This is a genomic window from Agromyces molybdatiresistens, from assembly GCF_052748445.2.
This window is the reverse complement of the sequence record NZ_CM188258.1, coordinates 2,990,926-3,011,578: the sequence shown is the minus strand read 5'-3', so window position 1 is coordinate 3,011,578 and position 20,653 is coordinate 2,990,926. Positions and strand designations below refer to the sequence as shown.

The following is a 20,653-nucleotide window of genomic DNA, read 5'->3' as shown; positions in this document are numbered from 1 at the left end:
CAGGCATACGAGAACGACTTCAGGAATCTAGGAGAGAAATTGCTCGACGCAACGACGTTCGATGAGCTCCGTATCGGCCTGGCGACCGCCGAGGACATCCGCAAGTGGTCCTACGGCGAGGTCAAGAAGCCCGAGACCATCAACTACCGCACGCTGAAGCCCGAGAAGGACGGGCTCTTCGGCGAGCAGATCTTCGGACCCAGCCGCGACTGGGAGTGCGCCTGCGGCAAGTACAAGCGCGTCCGCTTCAAGGGCATCGTCTGCGAGCGATGCGGTGTCGAGGTCACCAAGTCCTCGGTCCGCCGCGAGCGGATGGGCCACATCGAGCTGGCCGCGCCCGTGACGCACATCTGGTACTTCAAGGGCGTGCCCTCGCGCCTCGGGTACCTGCTCGACATGGCGCCGAAGGACCTCGAGAAGGTCATCTACTTCGCCGCCTACATGGTGATCGACGTCGACGACGAGGGTCGTCACGCCGACATGCCCGGCCTCGAGAACGAGCTCCGCCTCGAGATCAAGGCCATCGGCGACGCCCGCGACGCTCGCATCGCCGAGCTCATGCAGCGCAAGGAGGAGGAGCTCGCGGCACTCGAGGCCGAGGGCGCCAAGTCCGACCAGAAGAAGCGCGCCGAGGCTGCGGCCGACAAGGAGATGTCCGGCGTCCGCAAGTCGGGCGACGAGCAGATCGCGCACCTCGAGCGCGTGTGGGAGGACTTCCGCACGCTGAAGGTCGGCGACCTGAAGCCCGAGGACTCGGTCTTCCAGGAGCTCCAGGACCGCTTCGGCATGTACTTCGAGGCCTACATGGGCGCCGAGGCGATCAAGAAGCGCCTCCTGTCGTTCGACCTGGCCGCCGAGGCGGAGGACCTCCACCTGCAGATCGCCGAGGGCAAGGGCCAGAAGAAGATCCGCGCGATCAAGCGGCTCAAGGTCGTCAACTCGTTCCTGCAGACCGGCAACTCGCCGGCCGCGATGGTCCTCGACGTCGTCCCGGTGATCCCGCCGGAGCTGCGTCCGATGGTCCAGCTCGACGGCGGCCGCTTCGCGACCTCCGACCTGAACGACCTGTACCGCCGAGTGATCAACCGCAACAACCGCCTCCGTCGCCTGCTCGACCTCGGCGCGCCCGAGATCATCGTGAACAACGAGAAGCGGATGCTGCAGGAGGCCGTCGACGCGCTGTTCGACAACGGCCGCCGCGGCCGCCCCGTGACCGGTACCGGCAACCGCGCCCTGAAGTCCCTGAGCGACATGCTCAAGGGCAAGCAGGGTCGCTTCCGCCAGAACCTGCTCGGCAAGCGCGTCGACTACTCGGGCCGTTCGGTCATCGTCGTCGGCCCGCAGCTGAAGCTGCACCAGTGCGGTCTGCCCAAGCAGATGGCGCTCGAGCTCTTCAAGCCGTTCGTCATCAAGCGCCTCATCGACCTCAGCCACGCGCAGAACATCAAGGCTGCCAAGCGCATGGTCGAGCGTTCGCGCCCGCAGGTGTGGGACGTGCTCGAGGAGATCATCCGCGAGCGCCCCGTGCTGCTGAACCGTGCGCCCACGCTGCACCGCCTCGGCATCCAGGCGTTCGAGCCGCAGCTCGTCGAGGGCAAGGCCATCCAGCTCCACCCGCTCGTCTGCGCCGCGTTCAACGCGGACTTCGACGGCGACCAGATGGCCGTGCACCTGCCGCTGTCGGTCGAGGCGCAGGCCGAGGCCCGCATCCTCATGCTGGCGTCGAACAACATCCTCAAGCCGTCGGACGGCCGTCCGGTGACCCTGCCCTCGCAGGACATGATCATCGGCCTGCACCACCTGACGACGGTCATCGAGGGCGGCGCCGGTGAGGGCCGTGCGTTCTCGTCGATCGCCGAGGCGATCCTCGCGTTCGACCAGAACCGTCCGGGCGAGCCCGTGCTCGACCTCGGCGCGACGGTGAAGATCCGCCTCGACGACCTGCACTTCGCCGAGGGCCAGGAGCCCGAGGGCTTCGTCGCGGGTCAGCCGTTCCTGATGGAGACGACCCTCGGTCGCGCCCTCTTCAACGAGGCGCTTCCCGCGGACTACCCGTACTTCAACGCGCAGGCCGGCAAGTCGCAGATCTCGCAGATCGTCAACGACCTCGCCGAGCGCTACCCGAAGACCGAGGTTGCCGCGACGCTCGACCGGATCAAGGACGCCGGCTTCCGCTGGGCGACCCGTTCGGGCGTGACCGTCGCGCTCTCCGACATCGTCGAGCTGCCGCAGAAGCGCGAGATCGTGTCGAAGTACGAGAAGCAGGCCGCGAAGGTCCAGTCGCAGTTCGAGAAGGGTCTCACGACCGACCTCGAGCGTCGTCAGGAGCTCATCCAGATCTGGACCAAGGCGACCGACGAGGTCGCGAAGGCCATGCAGGAGGAGTTCGCGGCGAACCAGGGCAACACCATCAACCGCATGGTGACCTCGGGCGCTCGTGGTAACTGGCTGCAGGTGCGCAACATCGCCGGCATGCGAGGCCTCGTGAACAACCCGAAGGGCGAGATCATCCCGCGTCCGATCATCTCCTCGTACCGCGAGGGGCTGAGCGTGGCGGAGTACTTCATCGCCACGCACGGTGCCCGCAAGGGCCTGGCCGACACGGCCCTCCGTACGGCCGACTCGGGCTACCTCACGCGTCGTCTGGTCGACGTCTCGCAGGACGTCATCATCCGCGAGGACGACTGCGGCACGGGCAAGGGCCTCGAGATGCCGATCGCGGCGGTCGACGCCGCGGGCACCCTGGTGCGCGACCCGAACGTCGAGAACTCGGTGTTCGCCCGGTCGCTCGCCGCGGACGCGGTCGACGCCAAGGGCGAGGTCGTCGCCGAGGCGGGCGAGGACGTGGGCGACGTGCTCATCGACAAGCTCGTCGCGGCCGGGGTCGAGTCGATCAAGGTCCGCTCGGTCCTGACCTGCGAGTCGGCGGTCGGCGTGTGCGCGAAGTGCTACGGCCGTTCGCTCGCGACGGGCAAGCTCGTCGACATCGGCGAGGCGGTCGGCATCATCGCCGCCCAGTCCATCGGCGAGCCCGGCACCCAGCTCACGATGCGCACCTTCCACACCGGTGGTTCGGCCTCGGCCGACGACATCACGCAGGGTCTTCCCCGCGTGCAGGAGCTCTTCGAGGCCCGTACCCCCAAGGGTGCGTCGCCCATCGTCGAGGCCCCGGGCCGCATCACGATCGACGAGACCGAGAAGCAGCGCAAGGTCATCCTCACGCCCGACAACGGCGACGAGCCCATCGCGTACAACGTGCTCAAGCGTTCGACGCTGCTCGTGGAGGACGGCCAGCACGTCGAGCTCGGCCAGCAGCTGATCGTCGGCACGGTCGACCCGAAGGAGGTCCTCCGGGTCAAGGGCGTGCGCGAGGTGCAGAAGCACCTGGTGAACGGCGTGCAGGACGTGTACCGCTCGCAGGGCGTGCCGATCCACGACAAGCACATCGAGGTCATCGTCCGGCAGATGCTCCGCAAGGTCACGGTCGTCGACCACGGCGACACCGACCTGCTGCCCGGTGAGCTCGTCGACCGCTCGCGGTACAACGAGATCAACCGGACCGCGCTCACCGAGGGCCGGAAGACCGCGTCGGCGCGCCAGGAGGTCATGGGCATCACCAAGGCCTCGCTCGCGACCGAGTCGTGGCTGTCGGCGGCGTCCTTCCAGGAGACGACCCGCGTGCTCACGCAGGCCGCCATGGAGGGCAAGTCCGACCCGCTCGTCGGCCTCAAGGAGAACGTGATCATCGGCAAGCTGATCCCGGCCGGTACGGGCCTCGCCAAGTACCGGAACGTCACCGTCGAGGCGACCGAGGAGGCGAAGGCGGAGCGGTACCCGAACCGCATCTTCGCCGACGACGCGTCGTTCACCGAGGGCGACCTCAGCTTCGTCGACTTCGACTCGTTCTCGAGCGACGACTTCACCCCCGGCAACTACAGCTGATCCACGCGGGCGGCGGCCACGCCGCCGCCCGCGATCGCACGAACGGCCCCGGAGCGATCCGGGGCCGTTCGTCGTCCGATCCGGCGCACCTGATGACGACACTCAGGTGCGCGGGCTAGTATCTCGGGCGGTCGCCCCATCCGAATCCGACCCGGAGCCCACATGCCAGACGCCGCCCCCGCCTCCCGCCGATCGAGGACGCTGCTCATCGTCGCCGCGTCCGCGCTGGTGATCGCGGTCGTCGCGCTCGTCGCCGCGCTGGCGCTGCCTGCGCCGGGCAGCGAGTCGGCCGAGCCGACCTCGCAGTCGCGCCCCGCGCCCTCCGCCGAGATCGCCCCCTCGCCGGTGGCGGTCCCGACGCCGGAGCCGGTCCGCGACGAGCGCATCCCGACCGACTGCGCGGCGATCTACACCTTCGACTGGTCCAGCACCTTCGCGCCCGGGTACGTCCTCAACCCCGAGTGGTCGACCGCCGACGGCGCCCCCGCGCTGTTCGGCACGGACGACCCTGGCGCCCTTCCGATCCTGCAGGAGACCTCGCAGCTCACGTGCTCCTGGCTTCCGCCCGAGGGCGGCGACGGACGCATCGGACTCGTCACCGACGTGGCGAGCCTCGACGAGGCGCAGACCGCCGCCGTGATCGCGGCGTTCCAGGCCGCCGGCCAGGAGTGCTACCAGGAGGAGGGCGGCACGCGCTGCATCGCCGAGTGGGAGGGTGTCGCGGGCTCCGCCGGCGAGTCGCACTTCATCCGCGAGGGGCTCTGGATCGCCACGCGCTGGGACGGCCCGGCCGTGAGCGGCTACACGCTCGACATCGCCGCACAGCTCTTCGCCTGATCCGCGTGAGCGGGCGCGAGCCCGACGCGCCGTTCCGAACGGCGCCGCCACGACCGCGAAGCGCCGCGCGCGATCCGCGCCCGAACGGTGCCGCATTGCTAGAGTGAGCCGCACCACGGGCGGTACGGTCCTGCCCGGAAGGAGCGGACGATGAGCAGCACGACCCCCGGATCCGAGCCCGACCGCCGCGATCTCGACGGCGACGGCCTGCCCGATCGGCCCGTCGCCGACGACGGAACGACCGCCGCGGAGACGCCCTCCGTCATGGATGCCACGACCGATGACGTGTCCGCCGCGCAGGCGGAGGTGGACCCGACGGCTCCCGATGCGGAGCACGTCGACCGCGTCGAGCACCCGGATGCCGCGACCGACCCGACCACGTCCGGCGATGAGGAGCACGCGTTCACCGGAACCGAGGGTGCGGCCGAGTCCTCCGCCGAGCCGACGACCGTCGCGCCCGAGGCGTACGACCCGCTCGCGGACCGCGATGATGCCCCCGTCGAGCGCTCGGAGCTCGACGCCGCCGTGGAACGGGCACGTACGGAGCATCCGCCGGTCGACGACACCACCGAGATCGACGAGACCCCCGAGCCCGTGCGCGCCCAGGAGGTCCGCCGTGAGACCGGCGTGCCGGAGACCGTCGGCGCCGCGGGCATCGGTGCCGCGGCCGGAGCGGGCGCCGCGACCGCGGCCCCCACGGCCCCCGCACCGCCGGCTCCGCAGACGATCTACGTCCAGGCGCCGACCCCGCCGCGCGAGAAGGGAAATCGCGGCTTCGGCGTGCTCGTCGGGCTCATCGCCACGGTCGCGTTCGCGCTGCTCTACGCCGGCATCTCGTACCTGGTGATCACGTGGTACGGCGCGGGGCGGGGCGACGGGGTCCGCGTCTACACCGAGTTCCTCGCGCAGCCCGTGTTCTGGATCCCGGTGATCTTCTTCTTCCTGGCGTTCGCGCTGCTCGCCGCGATCCTCAACCGGGCCGCATGGTGGGCCTGGGCGGTGTTCGGCCTGGGCGTCGGAATCCTCGTGTACCTGTCCTACATCGGCGGTGCCCTGCTGACCGTCGCGGCGTGGCAGTTCACCCCGCAGCAGGCTGCGGACTTCATCGCCGAGCGCTGGGTCGACCCGTTCGCGATCATCGCCTTCATCGTCGCGCGCGAGCTGCCGATCTGGTTCGGCGGCTGGATCGCGGCACGCGGCCGGACGGTCGGGGAGCGCAACATCCGGGCGCGCGAGGAGTACGACCGGCAGCTCGCGGCAGGCCCGCGGCCGGTGACCTCCGCGCGCTAGCGGAGGCTGCGCTCCGGGTACCCTCGTCTGGGGTGCGCTCGCCAATGGTGAGCGCTCCCCATCGACGTGGCGCACCCGGCCTGCTTGGGTGGCTCCCTGACCCTGCACACCCGAGGAGCGCTGTTGAGCATCACGATGCAGACCGCCGAGCCCGTCCCCGGCACCGGTCCCGACGGTCGGCCCGACCCCGCGTACGCCGCGGCCCTCGGGCTCGTGCCCGCTCCGAACGGTCGTCGTTCCGCCGCGTTCACGATCGACGCGGCCGTGTGGGTGCTCGTCGCGGTGCCGGCGGTGATCGGCTGGGCGCAGCTCGTCGTCGCAGTGACGGCGACCGGCGCCGGGGCGTTCCAGAGCGCGGCGGATGTCGCGGCGCTCGTCGGCCCGCTCGTCCTGGTCGGCGTGGGGCAACTCCTCGTCGGCGTGCTCGGCATCGTCCAACTCGCGCTGCACGGTCGTCGCGGGGTGACGATCGGCAAGGCCTCGGTCGGCCTGCGCTCGGTGAACGTCGCGACCTTCGAGCGGCCGGGGTTCTGGCGCGTGACGCTCCGCGCCCTCGTGCTCTGGTTCTCGCAGGCCGTGCTGCCCGTCATCGGCCCCGCCCTGTGCTTCAGCTCGGGTCTCTGGGATCCGGAGGGCCGCGGCCGAAGCTGGCTCGACCGGATCGGGCGCTGTCTCGTGGTCGACGCGAGGAACGGGCTCGACCCGTTCGATGCGAAGGCGTTGCGCCACGCGCGCCGGCAGGTGGAGTCGGAGCCGCTCGCGCGGCGGGCGACCCTGCCCTCGCTGGCGTCCGAGCGCGGCGTCGACGAGCGCACGTTCATCCCGGCGGCGCGATCGAGCTCAGGCGTGGTCGCCGCGCCGCCGTCCTCGCAGGGCGCGTCGGAGGCCGCGCCCGGCGGGTGGACCCCGCCGCCGCTCGGTGCGCCGGCCCCCGGGCCGGCTCCCGGGCCGTCTCTCGGGCCCGCAGCCACGCTCGTCTTCGCCGACGGCGCGCGGATCGCGGCATCCGGCACCATCCTGCTCGGGCGCGGCCCGGCGCGGAGCGACGCCGACCCCGCCGACGCGGCGCTCGTCCCGCTCACCGACCCCACCATGGGGCTGTCGAAGACGCACGCCGCCGTCGAGGTCGACGGCCGCGGCATCCGCGTCACCGACCGGTGGTCGAGCAACGGCACGTCCCTCGTCGACGCGGCCGGCGTCGAGCGCGAGCTCGAGCCCGGCGTGCCGCACGTCGTGCCGCCGGGCTCGGCGGTCCGCCTGGGCGGACTCGAGTTCCGCGTCGAGGCGGTGCGCGCATGAGGCTCAAGCTCGGGCTGCGCCGTCAGTCCGGCGCCGGGGTCGACGTGGTCGTCACGGCCGACGCGACCGCCACGGTCGGCGACGTCGCGCGCGCCGTCGCCGAGACCGACCCCGCCGCGGCGCACCTGCCCGCCCACCCCGGCCCGCTGACGCTCGCCGTCGCACCGCCCACCTCTTCCGAACCCGTCGTGCTCGACCCGGGCACGCTCGCCGCCGACGCCCCGATCGGGTCGGGCTTCAACGCGGCCGTCGTCTCGCCGGCGGCACGGACCGCGGCGACCGACGCCCCGGTCGCCGTCATGCACGTGCACTCGGGCCCCGATGCCGGACGCGAGTTCCCGGTGCGCCGCGGACACGGCGTCATCGGCCGCGCCGCCGACGCCGACGTCGTGCTCGCCGATCCGCTCGTCTCGAAGCGGCACGCCCGCGTCGAGGTCGACCAGGCGGTCGAGCTCGTCGACCTGAACTCGGCCAACGGCCTCCTCGTCGACGGCGGCCAGGTCGCGCGCGTGCGCGCGCTCCCCGGCGTCCGGGTCACGATCGGCGACACCGTCGTCTCGTTCAGCGCCGTCGCCGGCACGGATGCCGCGACCGACCCCGTGCTCGAGCGCGGCGGGGCCCTGATGTTCAACCGGTCGCCCCGCGTCGAGGCGCGGTACCCGGGCACCGCGCATCCCGAGCCGCGCGTGCCGAGCGAGGAGACGCCCCGGCTCTTCCCGTGGCCGATGATCGCCTCGCCGGTGCTCATGGGCCTCGGCATCTTCGCGATCACGCAGCGGCCTGCGTCGCTCCTCATCGTCGTGCTGACGCCGATCATGCTCCTCGCCAACTACATGGGCCAGCGCATGGGCAGCGGCAGGAAGCTCCAGCGCGAGGTCGAGACGTTCGAGGTGCGGCTCGAGGAGCTCGAGGAGCAGCTCGAGCGCGAGCGGCACGTCGAACGCGAGCGCCGCCACGACGAGACGCCGCCGGTGGCGACCGTGTACGAACAGGCGATGCGCCTCGGCCCGATGCTCTGGACCCGGCGCCCCGAGCACTGGAACTTCCTCGCGCTGCGCCTCGGCGTCGGGCGCGCCCGCAGCCGGAACTCGATCCGCGACTCCGAGGGCGCGAGCGACGGGATCCCGAAGTACGCGAGGCAGGTCGACGTCCTGCGCGAGCGCTACCGCGACATCGACGACGTGCCGGTCATGGAGCTCCTGCCCAGCTCGGGCGCGCTCGGCATCGCCGGTCCGGCGAATCACGCCGCAGACGCGCTGCGCGGCCTCGCCGTGCAGCTGTTCGGACTGCACGCGCCGAACGACGTCGTCGCGGCCGCGATCGTCGACCCCGCCTGGAGCCGCGAGCTCGACTGGCTGAAGTGGCTGCCGCACACCTCGGGGGAGCGGAACCCGGTCGCGGGGGCGGCGCTCGCCGACAGTGCGTCGGCGGGCGCGGCGCTCCTCAACTCGCTGGAGGAGCTCATCCTGCAGCGCCTCTCCGCGGCACCGGTCCGTCGTGGACCGCTCGCCGACGAGGACGGATCGATGGCACGCGGGTCCCGCATCGGCACGCCGGGCGGGGTGCGCGAGGAGGCGCGACCCGACTCCGCCCTCATCCTGATCGTCTCGGCCGAGGCGCCCGTCGATCGCCCCCGGCTCGTCCAGCTGATCGAGCGCGGTGCGGAGGTCGGCATCCACGCGGTCTTCGTCGCCCCCACGGTCGAGTCGCTGCCGGCCGCGTGCCGCACCTTCGTCGACGTCGCGAACGGGCTCGACCGCGCCCGGGTCGGCGTCGTGCGGTCGGGCGTCGACTACGCCGACGTCGCGGTCGAGGGCGTCTCGCTCCGCTACGCCGAGGTGTTCGCCCGCCGGCTCGCGCCGGTGGTCGACGCCAGCACGGTCGTCGAGGACTCGAGCGACCTGCCGCGGAGCGTCTCGATGCTCTCGCTGATCGGCGGCGAGATGGCGCACGACGCCGAGAGCGTGGTCGAGCGGTGGCGGCAGAACGCCTCGATCATCGACCGTTCGGGCGCGAAGCTGCCGCGCCTCAGGCGGGCGGGGACGCTCAAGGCCTTCGTCGGGCAGGGCAGCCCGGACGCCATGACCCTCGACCTGCGCACGCAGGGTCCGCACGCGCTCGTCGGCGGCACGACCGGCGCGGGCAAGTCCGAGTTCCTGCAGGCGTGGGTGCTCGGCATGGCGGCCGAGTACAGCCCTGACCGGGTGAGCTTCCTGTTCGTCGACTACAAGGGCGGCTCGGCGTTCGCCGACTGCGTCGAGCTGCCGCACTGCGTCGGGCTCGTGACCGACCTCAGCCCGCACCTGGTGCGTCGCGCACTCACGAGCCTTCGCGCCGAGCTGCACCACCGCGAGCACCTCTTCAACCGGAAGAAGGCGAAGGACCTGCTCGAGCTGGAGAAGCGGCAGGACCCGGAGACGCCGCCCGCGCTCGTCATCGTGATCGACGAGTTCGCCGCCCTCGCGGGCGACGTGCCCGAGTTCGTCGACGGCGTCGTCGACATCGCCCAGCGCGGCCGCTCGCTCGGCATCCACCTGATCATGGCCACGCAGCGCCCGGCAGGCGTCATCAAGGACAACCTGCGCGCGAACACCAACCTCCGCGTCGCGCTGCGCATGGCCGACGAATCCGACTCGCGCGACGTCGTCGGCGACGGCGTCGCAGCGGGGTTCGATCCCGGGATCCCGGGTCGCGGCATCGCCAAGACCGGGCCGGGACGACTCGTGCCGTTCCAGTCGGCGTACGCCGGAGGATGGACGAGCGACGAGCCCGGGGCCGCCGACGTGCGGCTCGCCGAGCTCCGCTTCGGCTCCACGATCGTCTGGGAGCGCGAGGGCGTCGCCGACGACGACGTGCACGCGGGCGACCCCGGGCCGAACGACCAGAAGCGCATGGTGGACGCGTTCATCCGCGCCGCGACGGCCGCCGGCATCCCGGCGCCACGGCGCCCCTGGCTCGACGACCTCGCCACCACCGTCGCCGTCGAGGAGCTTCCGATGCTCGGCGACGGCGAGGTCGTGTTCGGCCTCGCCGACGTGCCCGAGCGCCAGCTCCAGGCGCCCATGTCGTTCGTCCCCGACCGCGACGGCGCGATGCTCGTGTACGGCACGAGCGGCTCCGGCAAGTCGACGCTGCTTCGCACGCTCGCCGTCTCGATCGGCATGCGCCCCGAGCTCGGCGGCACCGAGGTGTACGGGCTCGACTTCGGTTCGGGCGCGCTCCGTTCGCTCGAGGCGCTGCCGCACGTCGGCTCCGTCATCGCGGGCGACGACCCCGAGCGCATCCAGCGGCTCCTGCGTACGCTCGACGAACTGCTCGATCGCCGCGGGCGGGCGTTCAGCGCGGCGAACGCGGCCAGCCTCACCGAGTACCGCGAGCTCAGCGGCATCCGCGAACCGCGCGTGCTGCTGCTCATCGACGGTTTCGCGCAGTTCAAGGCCGACTGGGACTCCACGACGGTCCGGATGCCGTTCTACAACATCGTCATGCGGCTGCTCGCCGAGGGCCGGCCGCTCGGCGTGCACGTCGTCGCGACCGCCGACCGCTCGGGCGCGGTGCCGACCGCGGTGAGCGCGAACGTCACCAAGCGCATCGTGCTCCGCCTCTCGGACGAGAGCGGCTACCAGGTGCTCGGCGTGCCGAAGGACGTGCTCGACGATCGCTCGGCGCCGGGCCGGGCGATCGTCGACGGGCTCGAGACGCAGGTCGCCGTGCTCGGCGGCACCGCGAACGTCGCCGAGCAGACGAAGGCGCAGGGTGCGCTCGCCGACCGCCTGCGTGCGGCCGGGGCCGTCGAGGTCGCACCCATCCGGTCGCTTCCGGCGTCCTTCGGCGCCCACGAGCTGCCGAGCTCGATCATGGGCGAGCCGGCCCTGGGGCTCTCGGATGACACGCTCGCACCGATCGGCTTCGAACCCGTCGGCACGTTCGCGATCACCGGTCCGCCGCAGAGCGGCAAGACGACCGCGATGCGCGCCGTCATCGACGCCGTGCGCCGCCACGACCCCGAGGTGCGGCTGTTCCACATGGCGGGTCGCCGCGCGGCGCTCGCCGGCCACGTGGACTGGATGCGCAGCGCCACGAGCGTCGAGGACGTCAAGGCGCTCGCCCGCGAGCTCCTCGACGTGATCGGCGATCCCACCGTGCCCGGGCGCTACCTCATCGCGGTCGAGAACGTGACGCAGTTCGCCGACTCCGACGCCGAGCGGCCGCTGAAGGAGCTCTTCCAGGCCGTCAACCGCAGTGACCACTTCCTCGTGGGCGACGCCGACGTGGCGAACCTGTCGAGCGGGTTCGGATTCGTGGGCGACTTCAAGGCCGGACGCCGCGGCGTCGCCCTGAGACCCGACGCCTACGACGGCGACTCGGTCTTCAAGACGCCGTTCCCGAAGGTCAAGCGCTCCGACTTCCCCGAGGGTCGCGGGATCTTCGTCCAGAACGGCCGCGTCACGACCGTCCAGATGCCGCTCGTCGGATGATCGAGTGCGGCGGCCGCGGCACCCGGCCGGATCGACCCGGCGGGTGGGGAGTGCTCCCCATGGGCCGTCGCCCGAGGCATCCGTAGTCTGTTGACACCGGCTCGCAGTCGCGGGCACATCCCGAACGAAGGAAGGTTCCACCATGGCTGCAGACTTCGGCGCCTCGTACGGCGAGATGGAGGCGATGGCGAGCAAGCTGTCCGATGCGCGCGACGACATCCAGTCGCAGCTCGACCAGCTCAAGAGCTCCGTCGACAACCTGCTCGGCAACGACTTCAAGACCCAGCACGCCTCGGGCAAGTTCGGCCAGGGCTACGAGGAGCTCACCACCGGCCTGAAGAACGCCGTCGACGGCATCGGCGAGATGGGCGAGGCCCTCCGCGGCATGATGCAGGCGATCCAGGACCTCGACCAGCAGCTCGCCGGTCGCTGACCCTCCGCCGTGCGGCGGCCGGCCACCCGCCGGCCGCCGCACGGCGTTCCACCGCACGCCCCGTGATCATCAGGTGAGGAGCACCCGTGGGAGACGGAGTCGAGATTCCGCTGACCTCGATGCAGGAGCTGGACCAGGCCCTGAAGGACATCGTGGTCGAGTTCGACGAGGCCGGCGGTCGCACCGGCCGGCTCGTCGAGGCCATCGGCCGGCCCATGGGCCGTTCGGGCCTCCGCGACGCCGCCGACGAGTTCGAGGCCGCGTGGGACGACAAGCGCGAGACGCTCAAGGGGCACCTCGTCGAGCTCCAGCAGCGGGTCGAGGCCGTGAAGGACGGCTGGGCGTCGCTCGACCGCGACCTCGCCGCCCAGCTCGAGACGACGTGACGGACTGAGCATGGGCGACAGCGCGTATTTCCACCGGTTCATGCCGGACTCGCCGAAGGGTCGCGAGATCGAGCGGCTCGAGGGCGACGCCTCGGACATCATCGAACGCGGCACCGCGATCGAGGACCTCGGCCTGCGGATGCAGAAGGCCGCGAGCACGCTCCGTCTGATCGCCGACGGCCAGGTCGGCCGGGGCGAGTCGCTCGACGCGGTCCGCGACCAAGCCGAGGAGGTGCACGCCGACCTCCGGACCGCGGGACTGCGCTACTCGCCGAGCGGCACTGCGCTGCGCGCCTACGGCGAGGCGGTCGCCGACGTGCAGTGGCGGCTGGACTCCGCGGTCCGCCGGTGCGAGGAGCTGTGGGAGACGGTGCGCAGCCGCGCCTCGGCGGTCGACGAGGCCGACGGCACCCCGGCCGACCCCGACGGCTCCACCTCCACGCGCGACGATGCGCAGGCCCAGGCCGACGGCGCGCTGCAGACGGCCGAGGAGGAGTGGCGCGAGGCCGCCGCGACGTTCGACGGCTTCTACGACACCTGGGATGCCGCGTACGACGCCGCGCTCACCGGTCTCGAGGAGGCGAACGAGGACGGCGTCGAGGACGGATTCTGGGACGACGCGCTGCCCGTCCTCGACTTCATCGTCGAGGTGCTCGAGGTCGTGGGTCTCGTGCTCTTCGTCGCCGCCCTGATCGTCGGCGGCCCCCTCGTCGCGATCCTCGCGACCGCCGCCGCGCTCATCACGCTGGCCGCCACGATCGTGCTGTACGCGAAGGGGCGGAAGAACGGCATGGACCTCGGGCTCGCGATCGTGGGCGTCATCCCGTTCGGCAAGCTCGGACGCATCTTCGCCGCGGCAGGCGAGGGCAGCGCCTTGGCACGGGTCGGCAAGCCGATCGGGCTCTTCCTCGGGTTCGACGACGTCAGCGCCCTGCGCACGCATGTCGGCACCATCGGCCGCAACGCGGCGGATGCCTGGAACGCCGGTGACAACCTCGTCCCGTGGGTCCAGACGTCGGTCGTGAGCCAGATGGTGCGCGAGACCTCGGCGGGATGGCGGTACGTGATGGAGACCACGCAGCTCTCGAACAGCTCCGACGTCTTCCTGGGTCGGCTCTGGGGCGTCGGGGATTCGCTCGCGGACTCCGTCGACTCGGGCGCAGCGGGCATCGTCGACATCGTGGCCGGCTCCAAGCAGCCGTGGGCGCAGGGCATCCAGATCACCGACTTCATCACCGGCGAGGTCGCCGAGTCCGCCGAGGATCGGCTGGTGGACTCGTGGCGGTGAGTCTCCGCGACGAACTGACCGGTTCCGCCCGCACGCCGGTCCCGCCGTTCGTGCTCCTCCTGCCGCCCGGGTGGGTCTCGGTCGAGCCGACCCGGGAGACCTTCGACGAACTGCTCGGCGCGGTCTCCGCGAAGATGCGCGCGGAGCACCGCCCCGACCTCGATGCGCGGTTCCGAGCCCTGGTCCGGCGTGCGTCCGACGAGTTCCTGCGCCGCGATCCGGTACGGCTCGTCTACCAGCGTTCGGTGCCCGCCGACCGGATGCTCCCGCTCGCGATCACGGCCGCGCGGGTCGTCGGGGCCGCCGGGGCGACGCTCGACGGGCAGGTCGCCGAACTCGTGCGGACCCGCGGTGCGCGGCCGCTGGACGACGCCCGCGTCGTCATGCGCTGGACGTCGGACTCGTCGCACCGGATCGACGGAGGGATGCTCCGGACGCGCTCGTTCGACTACCTCGTCGCCATCCCCGGGACGGGCCGGCGCGAGGCGCTCGTGTTCACGGCGGTCGTCCCCCTCGCCGCGGGCGGCGAACGCCTCGACGACGAGACCGCGGAGGAGTTCGGCCTGCTCGCCGATGCCATCCTGGCGACCTTCCGCTGGAGCGGCGCCTGATGCGGTTCGAGATCTCGTACGACGAGCGCGTGTGGGCGGTCATGCCCGAACCGGATGCCGCGGCCGACGGCCTCTGGATCGCCGAGCAGCGCATGCGCCTCGCCAACGGACCGTTCGGCGCCCACCTCGCGGCGTTCGAGGGCGCCGCACGCGAGGCGCTGGCACGCCGCCGGACGGGCGGTGTCACCTCGCTCTTCTTCCGCCCGGAGTCGGTGCCTGCGACGGGCGTGCTCCACGTGGGCCTCGTCGAACGGCGGGTCGACGAGCGCGAGGGTGCGCTCGCCTGGCTGCCTCCGGGCACGACGCCGCGGATCGACCCGGCGGTCGCGACCTTCGAGACCGAGCTCGTGCGTCGCGGGCAGCGCATCGCCTACGTGAGCGATCGCGACGCCGCCGACGGCGCCCCGCTCGCCGGTCTCGTGTACGGCCTTCCGCTCGACGACCTCACGGGCTACGTGGTCGCCGAGGAGGCGCACAGCGACGTCATCGGGCTCATGCAGGCGCACGCCGACGCGATCGTCGGGTCGCTGAAGCTCGTCGCATGAGCCAGGGGACGGCGGCCGAGTGGGCCGAACGCGCCGACTCGACGGCGCTCGCCGTCCGCCGCGACGAACTCGACCGTCGTGCGCTGGCGGGGCTGCCCGAGACGCGCGACGCGCTCGCGGCGCTCGGCCTCCGCTCGGCTCGTGAGCTCCGGCAGTGGCGCGAGCGCCGGCTCGCGCAGCTCGCCGACGAGGAGCCCGGCGTCGCCGCCATCCTGATGCCCCACCACGCGGTGACGGCCGGATACGTCGTGGCATCCCTGGCCGTCGCGGTGGCGTACGCCCTGTTCTTCAGCCGGGGGAACCTCGGCCTCGAGTCCGAGGTGGTCGCGTCGGCCGTCGCGCTCGCCATCGGCGCGGTCGTGATGGCGTTCGTCGTGCCTTGGTCGCCCCGTCGGCGCGTGACGGCGGGCGACACGACGATGGCGTGGATCGTCGCCGGCTTCGGCGCGTCGGCCTCGGTCGCGACGGCCGTCCAGGCCGGACGTGCCGGAGGCGGACTGGTCGTCGCGGTCGTGGTCGCCCTCCTGAGCGGGATCGCCCTCGTCGGCATGGCCGTGACGACGACGCTCCGACGAGTGCGGATTCCGCGGGCCGTCAGGGAGCACGAGGCGGCGCGGGTGGCGGAGGTGCGCGAGGAATTCGGCGATGCGGTCGCCCGAGCGCGACGCGACGGCGGCGATCAGGTCGCGGCGGCCCTCGCGCGGTCGGATCCGGAGGCCGTGGATCACGCCAGGGCGGAGCTCGCCGCCGCCTACGACGTGCTCGTCCGCCGCGGCCTGATCGCCGCGCCGGCCGTTCCGCACGAACCGGGGCTGCTGCTCATCGACGACCCGGTCGGGCGTGCGGCCCGCGCGATCGGCCTGCCCGACCGCGACCCGCTCGTTCCCGCGCTCGCCCGCACGCGCTGAGCGGCGAGGGGGAGTGCGGCGGCGGCGTGTGCTGCGGGCGATCCGGGCGGGCCGCGACGCACCGGCGTAGGCTCGGAGAATGGCGTCGAACCCGGTCTCCGCATGGCCCGTCGCCGGCTTCGCGGCCGCCCTCGACCTCGCGCTCATCGTCGCGACCTTCGGGTTCGTGAGCCTGCTCGCCGACCTCGAGCCGATCCCGGATCCCGCCGCAGGGCGGCTCGTCGGACCGATCACGATCGGCGCGGCCGTCGGCGCGCTCCTGCTGCTCCTCGGGACGACCCTCGGGCGGGGGATCCGGTCGTGGTCGCTCGCGGGCCTCGCGCTCCTCGTCACCTGGGCGACGGGCGTGGTCGCGGGCACGATCGCGTACGCGGCATCCACCGGGACGATCCTCGCCGCGTTCCTCTTCGCGCTGTCGTTCATGTCGGTCGGGTTCGGCCTCATCATCCCGATCGCCAGCGCGCTCGTGGCGCTGCTGGCCGCCGTGACCGTCCGCGCGGGCGAGGGCGGAGTCGAGCGGCCGAGGTGGCCGTGGGAGCGCGACGACGAGCAGTGATCCGGACCGGCCGCAGCCGGACATCCGTTCACCGCTTCGCCGTCGCACGCGCCCGCCGGCAGTAGGGTGAACCGCGTGGAGGGATCGGTCGAGGCCCGGGTGAGCCACGAGGTCGACCGCTGGCTGGCGTGGCTCCCGCGGTGGCGGCCGGGCACGCATCGCGGTCGGGTGCGCCTGTGCACGCGGTGCTTCGGCTCGCCGATCCTCGCGGCGGCCGGGCTCGACGTCGACGTGCCGCACCCGGTGCAGCACGCGTTCTCGATGCGCATGAAGGGCATCATCGACGGCGCGGTCGACGATTACACCGCCAGGAACCTGCCCATGCTCCATCGCGAGATCCGGCTGGCCGAGGAGCGCAAGGCGCGGCGCCCCTATCGAGCGGGCGAGGGCCTCGATCCGGAGTTCCTCGGCCTCGACCTCGACCCCGACCCGACGCCCGGCGAACCGTTCCTGTTCACCCTGCAGGGACTCGAGGCGGATGCCGCGGCCGAGGCCGCCGAGCCCGCGCCACGTCCCTTCACGCCGCAGGAGAAGGAGGCCCTCCGCGAGGAGGTGCGCCTCGCCGACGACTTCGCCAAACAGCTCGGCCGGCGGATCTGCGCCGAACTCGCCAGGCACCGGCAGCGCATCGCGAACGCCGTCGAGCGGCTGGTCGAGCCGCAGGTGGCCGAGCTCCTCGCCGACCTCGACCGCGAACTCGACGCCCCGGGCTGGTCGAACTGAACGGGCGGCGGCCGCCGGATGTTCGCCGTGGGCGTGCGGCGGCCATTTGACCGCATCGTGACGCCGGATTACCATTGGTCGGGTGTGCGCGTTGCCGCGCGCTCGTGCCGTGCCCGCGGATCCTCCGATCCCCGCGACCGGAACGGGTTCTCACAGGGCGCACACCAGGGCACCGGCCGCACGGCCGGGACGCCCCCACGGCATACCCACCACTGAAGGCAGCGCCGCTCGGCGGTGCCGGTGGGTCGTGATGTGAAATCCATCAACGCTGTCACCGTGCAGCACCAACAAGGAGAAGCAGTGCCAACCATTCAGCAGTTGGTCCGCAAGGGTCGCTCGCCGAAGGTCACCAAGACCAAGGCTCCCGCCCTGAAGGCCAACCCCCAGCAGCGCGGCGTGTGCACGCGTGTGTACACCACCACCCCGAAGAAGCCGAACTCGGCGCTCCGCAAGGTCGCTCGCGTGAAGCTCTCGAACGGCACCGAGGTCACCGCCTACATCCCCGGTGAGGGCCACAACCTGCAGGAGCACTCGATGGTGCTCGTCCGCGGCGGTCGTGTGAAGGACCTCCCGGGTGTCCGCTACAAGATCATCCGCGGCGCCCTCGACACGCAGGCCGTCAAGAACCGCAAGCAGGCTCGCAGCCGCTACGGCGCGAAGATGGAGAAGAAGTAATGCCTCGCAAGGGACCCGCTCCGAAGCGCCCCGTCGTCGCAGACCCCGTCTACGGCTCGCCGGTCGTCAGCCAGCTCGTCAACAAGATCCTCGTCGACGGCAAGAAGGACCTCGCCCAGCGCATCGTCTACGAGGCGCTCGAGAACGTCGCGAACAAGTCCGGCCAGGACGCCGTCGCGGTCCTGAAGAAGGCCCTCGACAACGTGCGCCCGACCCTCGAGGTCCGGTCGCGCCGCGTCGGCGGCTCGACCTACCAGGTCCCCGTCGAGGTCAAGCCGCACCGTGCGAACACCCTGGCGCTGCGCTGGCTCACCAGCTACGCCAAGGCCCGCCGCGAGAAGACCATGACCGAGCGTCTCACCAACGAGATCCTCGACGCCTCGAACGGCCTGGGTGCCGCGGTCAAGCGCCGCGAGGACACCCACAAGATGGCCGAGTCGAACCGCGCGTTCGCCCACTACCGCTGGTAGCGGGCCGAGCGGATGCCGCGGGCCTCGCGCTCGCGGCGGCCACGCGGCATCCGCTCACCCCCCACCCTTCCCTTCCTGAACATCCGGAGGAACCCCGTGGCACTTGACGTGCTCACCGACCTGAACAAGGTCCGCAACATCGGCATCATGGCGCACATCGATGCCGGCAAGACCACCACGACCGAGCGCATCCTGTTCTACACGGGCGTCAACCACAAGATCGGCGAGACGCACGACGGCGCCTCGACCACCGACTGGATGGAGCAGGAGAAGGAGCGCGGCATCACCATCACGTCCGCCGCGGTCACCTGTTTCTGGAACAAGAACCAGATCAACATCATCGACACCCCCGGTCACGTCGACTTCACGGTCGAGGTCGAGCGCTCGCTCCGCGTGCTCGACGGCGCGGTCGCCGTCTTCGACGGCAAGGAGGGCGTCGAGCCCCAGTCCGAGACCGTGTGGCGCCAGGCCGACAAGTACGACGTCCCCCGCATCTGCTTCGTCAACAAGATGGACAAGCTCGGCGCGGACTTCTACTTCACCGTCGACACGATCGTGAAGCGCCTCGGCGCGAAGCCGCTCGTGCTGCAGCTCCCGATCGGCGCCGAGAACGACTTCATCGGCGTCGTCGACCTCATCGAGATGCGCGCACTCGTCTGGCCCGGCGACGCCAAGGGCGACGTGACGATGGGCGCCAAGTACGAGGTGCAGGAGATCCCGGCCGACCTGAAGGACAAGGCCGAGGAGTACCGCCAGCAGCTGCTCGAGACCGTCGCCGAGACCAGCGACGAGCTGCTCGAGAAGTTCTTCGGCGGCGAGGAGCTCACGGTCGCCGAGATCAAGGGCGCGATCCGCAAGCTCACCGTCAACAGCGAGATCTACCCCGTGCTCTGCGGCTCGGCGTTCAAGAACCGCGGCGTCCAGCCCATGCTCGACGCCGTCATCGACTTCCTGCCGTCGCCGCTCGACGTGCCCGCAGTCCAGGGCCACGACGTGCGCGACGAGGAGAAGATCATCGAGCGCCACGCCGACGCGACCGAGCCGTTCTCGGCGCTCGCGTTCAAGGTCGCGGTGCACCCGTTCTTCGGTCGCCTCACCTACGTGCGCGTGTACTCGGGTCGCCTCGACTCCGGTGCCCAGGTCATCAACTCGACCAAGGGCAAGAAGGAGCGCATCGGGAAGATCTTCCAGATGCACGCCAACAAGGAGAACCCGGTCGACTCGGTCACCGCCGGCAACATCTACGCCGTCATCGGCCTCAAGGACACCACGACCGGCGACACCCTGTGCGACCCGGACAACCAGGTCGTCCTCGAGTCGATGACCTTCCCGGAGCCCGTCATCGAGGTCGCCATCGAGCCGAAGACCAAGGCCGACCAGGAGAAGCTCGGCACGGCCATCCAGAAGCTCGCCGAGGAGGACCCGACCTTCCGCACCGAGCTCAACCCGGAGACCGGCCAGACGGTCATCAAGGGCATGGGCGAGCTGCACCTCGACATCCTCGTCGACCGCATGAAGCGCGAGTTCAAGGTCGAGGCGAACGTCGGCAAGCCGCAGGTCGCCTACCGCGAGACCATCAAGCGTGCCGTCGACCGTCACGACTACACCCACAAGAAGCAGACGGGTGGCTCGGGCCAGTTCGCGAAGATCCAGTTCAAGCTGGAGCCGCTCGAGGTCGAGGGTGACAAGACCTACGAGTTCGAGAACGCCGTCACGGGTGGTCGCGTCCCGCGCGAGTACATCCCGTCGGTCGACGCGGGCTTCCAGGACGCGATGCAGGTCGGCATCCTCGCCGGCTACCCGATGGTGGGCGTCAAGGCGACCCTCGTCGACGGTGCCGCCCACGACGTCGACTCCTCGGAGATGGCGTTCAAGATCGCCGGTTCGATGGGCTTCAAGGAGGCCGCTCGGAAGGCGAACCCCGTCCTGCTCGAGCCGCTGATGGCCGTCGAGGTCCGTACTCCCGAGGAGTACATGGGCGACGTCATCGGCGACCTGAACTCGCGCCGCGGCCAGATCCAGTCGATGGAGGACGCCGCCGGCGTGAAGGTCGTGCGTGCGCACGTCCCGCTCTCGGAGATGTTCGGCTACATCGGAGACCTGCGGTCCAAGACCTCGGGCCGCGCGGTGTACTCGATGGAGTTCGAGAGCTACGCGGAGGTCCCGAAGGCCGTGGCCGAGGAGATCGTCCAGAAGAACAAGGGCGAATAAG

16 protein-coding genes are annotated in these 20,653 nt (G+C 71.4%); all 16 read left to right on the top strand.

The genetic code is table 11. From position 1 onward, the window contains the following. Positions 1-39 precede the first annotated feature (39 nt). The 16 genes from rpoC (at position 40) to fusA (ending at position 20,652) form a co-directional block, all read left to right on the top strand. Positions 40-3,942 (top strand): DNA-directed RNA polymerase subunit beta', encoded by a 3,903-nt coding sequence (gene rpoC / locus ACULK2_RS13890; RefSeq protein ID WP_445968436.1) that lies wholly within the window; start codon positions 40-42, stop codon positions 3,940-3,942. 162 nt (positions 3,943-4,104) lie between these two features. Continuing rightward, a complete protein-coding gene (locus tag ACULK2_RS13885) occupies positions 4,105-4,779 on the top strand; it encodes a hypothetical protein (RefSeq protein WP_445968435.1) in 675 nt (224 codons plus the stop codon). Between the two features lie 150 nt (positions 4,780-4,929). Then, positions 4,930-6,069: a hypothetical protein gene (locus ACULK2_RS13880; protein WP_445968434.1), complete on the top strand. Its 1,140-nt coding sequence runs from the start codon at positions 4,930-4,932 to the stop codon at positions 6,067-6,069. Between the two features lie 123 nt (positions 6,070-6,192). After that, positions 6,193-7,368 (top strand): RDD family protein, encoded by a 1,176-nt coding sequence (locus tag ACULK2_RS13875; RefSeq protein WP_445968433.1) that lies wholly within the window; start codon positions 6,193-6,195, stop codon positions 7,366-7,368. After that, entirely contained in the window at positions 7,365-11,846 is a 4,482-nt protein-coding gene (locus tag ACULK2_RS13870) for a type VII secretion EssC family protein (RefSeq protein WP_445968432.1), read from the top strand. Before ACULK2_RS13875 ends, ACULK2_RS13870 begins: the two co-directional genes overlap by 4 nt. A gap of 142 nt (positions 11,847-11,988) precedes the next feature. Continuing rightward, positions 11,989-12,279, top strand: coding sequence for a WXG100 family type VII secretion target (locus tag ACULK2_RS13865; RefSeq protein ID WP_400996246.1), 291 nt, complete (start codon positions 11,989-11,991; stop codon positions 12,277-12,279). Positions 12,280-12,365: 86 nt separating this feature from the next. Beyond that, entirely contained in the window at positions 12,366-12,665 is a 300-nt protein-coding gene (locus tag ACULK2_RS13860; protein ID WP_445968431.1) for a hypothetical protein, read from the top strand. A gap of 10 nt (positions 12,666-12,675) precedes the next feature. Continuing rightward, entirely contained in the window at positions 12,676-13,953 is a 1,278-nt protein-coding gene (locus ACULK2_RS13855; protein ID WP_445968430.1) for a hypothetical protein, read from the top strand. Further along, a complete protein-coding gene (locus ACULK2_RS13850) occupies positions 13,950-14,564 on the top strand; it encodes a hypothetical protein (protein WP_445968429.1) in 615 nt (204 codons plus the stop codon). The genes ACULK2_RS13855 and ACULK2_RS13850 overlap by 4 nt, the downstream gene beginning before the upstream one ends. Then, on the top strand, positions 14,564-15,109 hold the full coding sequence (locus tag ACULK2_RS13845; protein WP_445968428.1) for a hypothetical protein: 546 nt from the start codon (positions 14,564-14,566) through the stop codon (positions 15,107-15,109). Before ACULK2_RS13850 ends, ACULK2_RS13845 begins: the two co-directional genes overlap by 1 nt. Beyond that, a complete protein-coding gene (locus ACULK2_RS13840; RefSeq protein WP_445968427.1) occupies positions 15,106-16,017 on the top strand; it encodes a hypothetical protein in 912 nt (303 codons plus the stop codon). The genes ACULK2_RS13845 and ACULK2_RS13840 overlap by 4 nt, the downstream gene beginning before the upstream one ends. Positions 16,018-16,096: 79 nt before the next feature. Further along, on the top strand, positions 16,097-16,573 hold the full coding sequence (locus tag ACULK2_RS13835; RefSeq protein WP_445968426.1) for a DUF6121 family protein: 477 nt from the start codon (positions 16,097-16,099) through the stop codon (positions 16,571-16,573). 75 nt (positions 16,574-16,648) lie between these two features. After that, on the top strand, positions 16,649-17,296 hold the full coding sequence (locus ACULK2_RS13830) for a spermidine/putrescine ABC transporter substrate-binding protein (protein ID WP_445968425.1): 648 nt from the start codon (positions 16,649-16,651) through the stop codon (positions 17,294-17,296). 300 nt (positions 17,297-17,596) lie between these two features. Next, positions 17,597-17,971: a 30S ribosomal protein S12 gene (gene rpsL / locus ACULK2_RS13825; RefSeq protein ID WP_022889720.1), complete on the top strand. Its 375-nt coding sequence runs from the start codon at positions 17,597-17,599 to the stop codon at positions 17,969-17,971. Then, positions 17,971-18,441 (top strand): 30S ribosomal protein S7, encoded by a 471-nt coding sequence (gene rpsG, locus ACULK2_RS13820; protein ID WP_067948599.1) that lies wholly within the window; start codon positions 17,971-17,973, stop codon positions 18,439-18,441. The genes rpsL and rpsG overlap by 1 nt, the downstream gene beginning before the upstream one ends. A gap of 96 nt (positions 18,442-18,537) precedes the next feature. Then, a complete protein-coding gene (gene fusA, locus ACULK2_RS13815) occupies positions 18,538-20,652 on the top strand; it encodes an elongation factor G (protein ID WP_445968424.1) in 2,115 nt (704 codons plus the stop codon). The last annotated feature ends 1 nt before the right edge of the window (position 20,653 follow it).

Excerpts from the sequence above, each read along its gene's own strand:
- ACULK2_RS13885 (WP_445968435.1), top strand. The coding sequence starts at position 4,105 with ATGCCAGACGCCGCCCCCGCCTCCCGCCGATCGAGGACGCTGCTCATC.
- ACULK2_RS13880 (WP_445968434.1), top strand. The coding sequence starts at position 4,930 with ATGAGCAGCACGACCCCCGGATCCGAGCCCGACCGCCGCGATCTCGAC.
- ACULK2_RS13870 (WP_445968432.1), top strand. The coding sequence starts at position 7,365 with ATGAGGCTCAAGCTCGGGCTGCGCCGTCAGTCCGGCGCCGGGGTCGAC.
- ACULK2_RS13865 (WP_400996246.1), top strand. The coding sequence starts at position 11,989 with ATGGCTGCAGACTTCGGCGCCTCGTACGGCGAGATGGAGGCGATGGCG.
- ACULK2_RS13855 (WP_445968430.1), top strand. The coding sequence starts at position 12,676 with ATGGGCGACAGCGCGTATTTCCACCGGTTCATGCCGGACTCGCCGAAG.
- ACULK2_RS13845 (WP_445968428.1), top strand. The coding sequence starts at position 14,564 with ATGCGGTTCGAGATCTCGTACGACGAGCGCGTGTGGGCGGTCATGCCC.
- ACULK2_RS13840 (WP_445968427.1), top strand. The coding sequence starts at position 15,106 with ATGAGCCAGGGGACGGCGGCCGAGTGGGCCGAACGCGCCGACTCGACG.
- ACULK2_RS13835 (WP_445968426.1), top strand. The coding sequence starts at position 16,097 with ATGGCGTCGAACCCGGTCTCCGCATGGCCCGTCGCCGGCTTCGCGGCC.
- rpsG (WP_067948599.1), top strand. The coding sequence starts at position 17,971 with ATGCCTCGCAAGGGACCCGCTCCGAAGCGCCCCGTCGTCGCAGACCCC.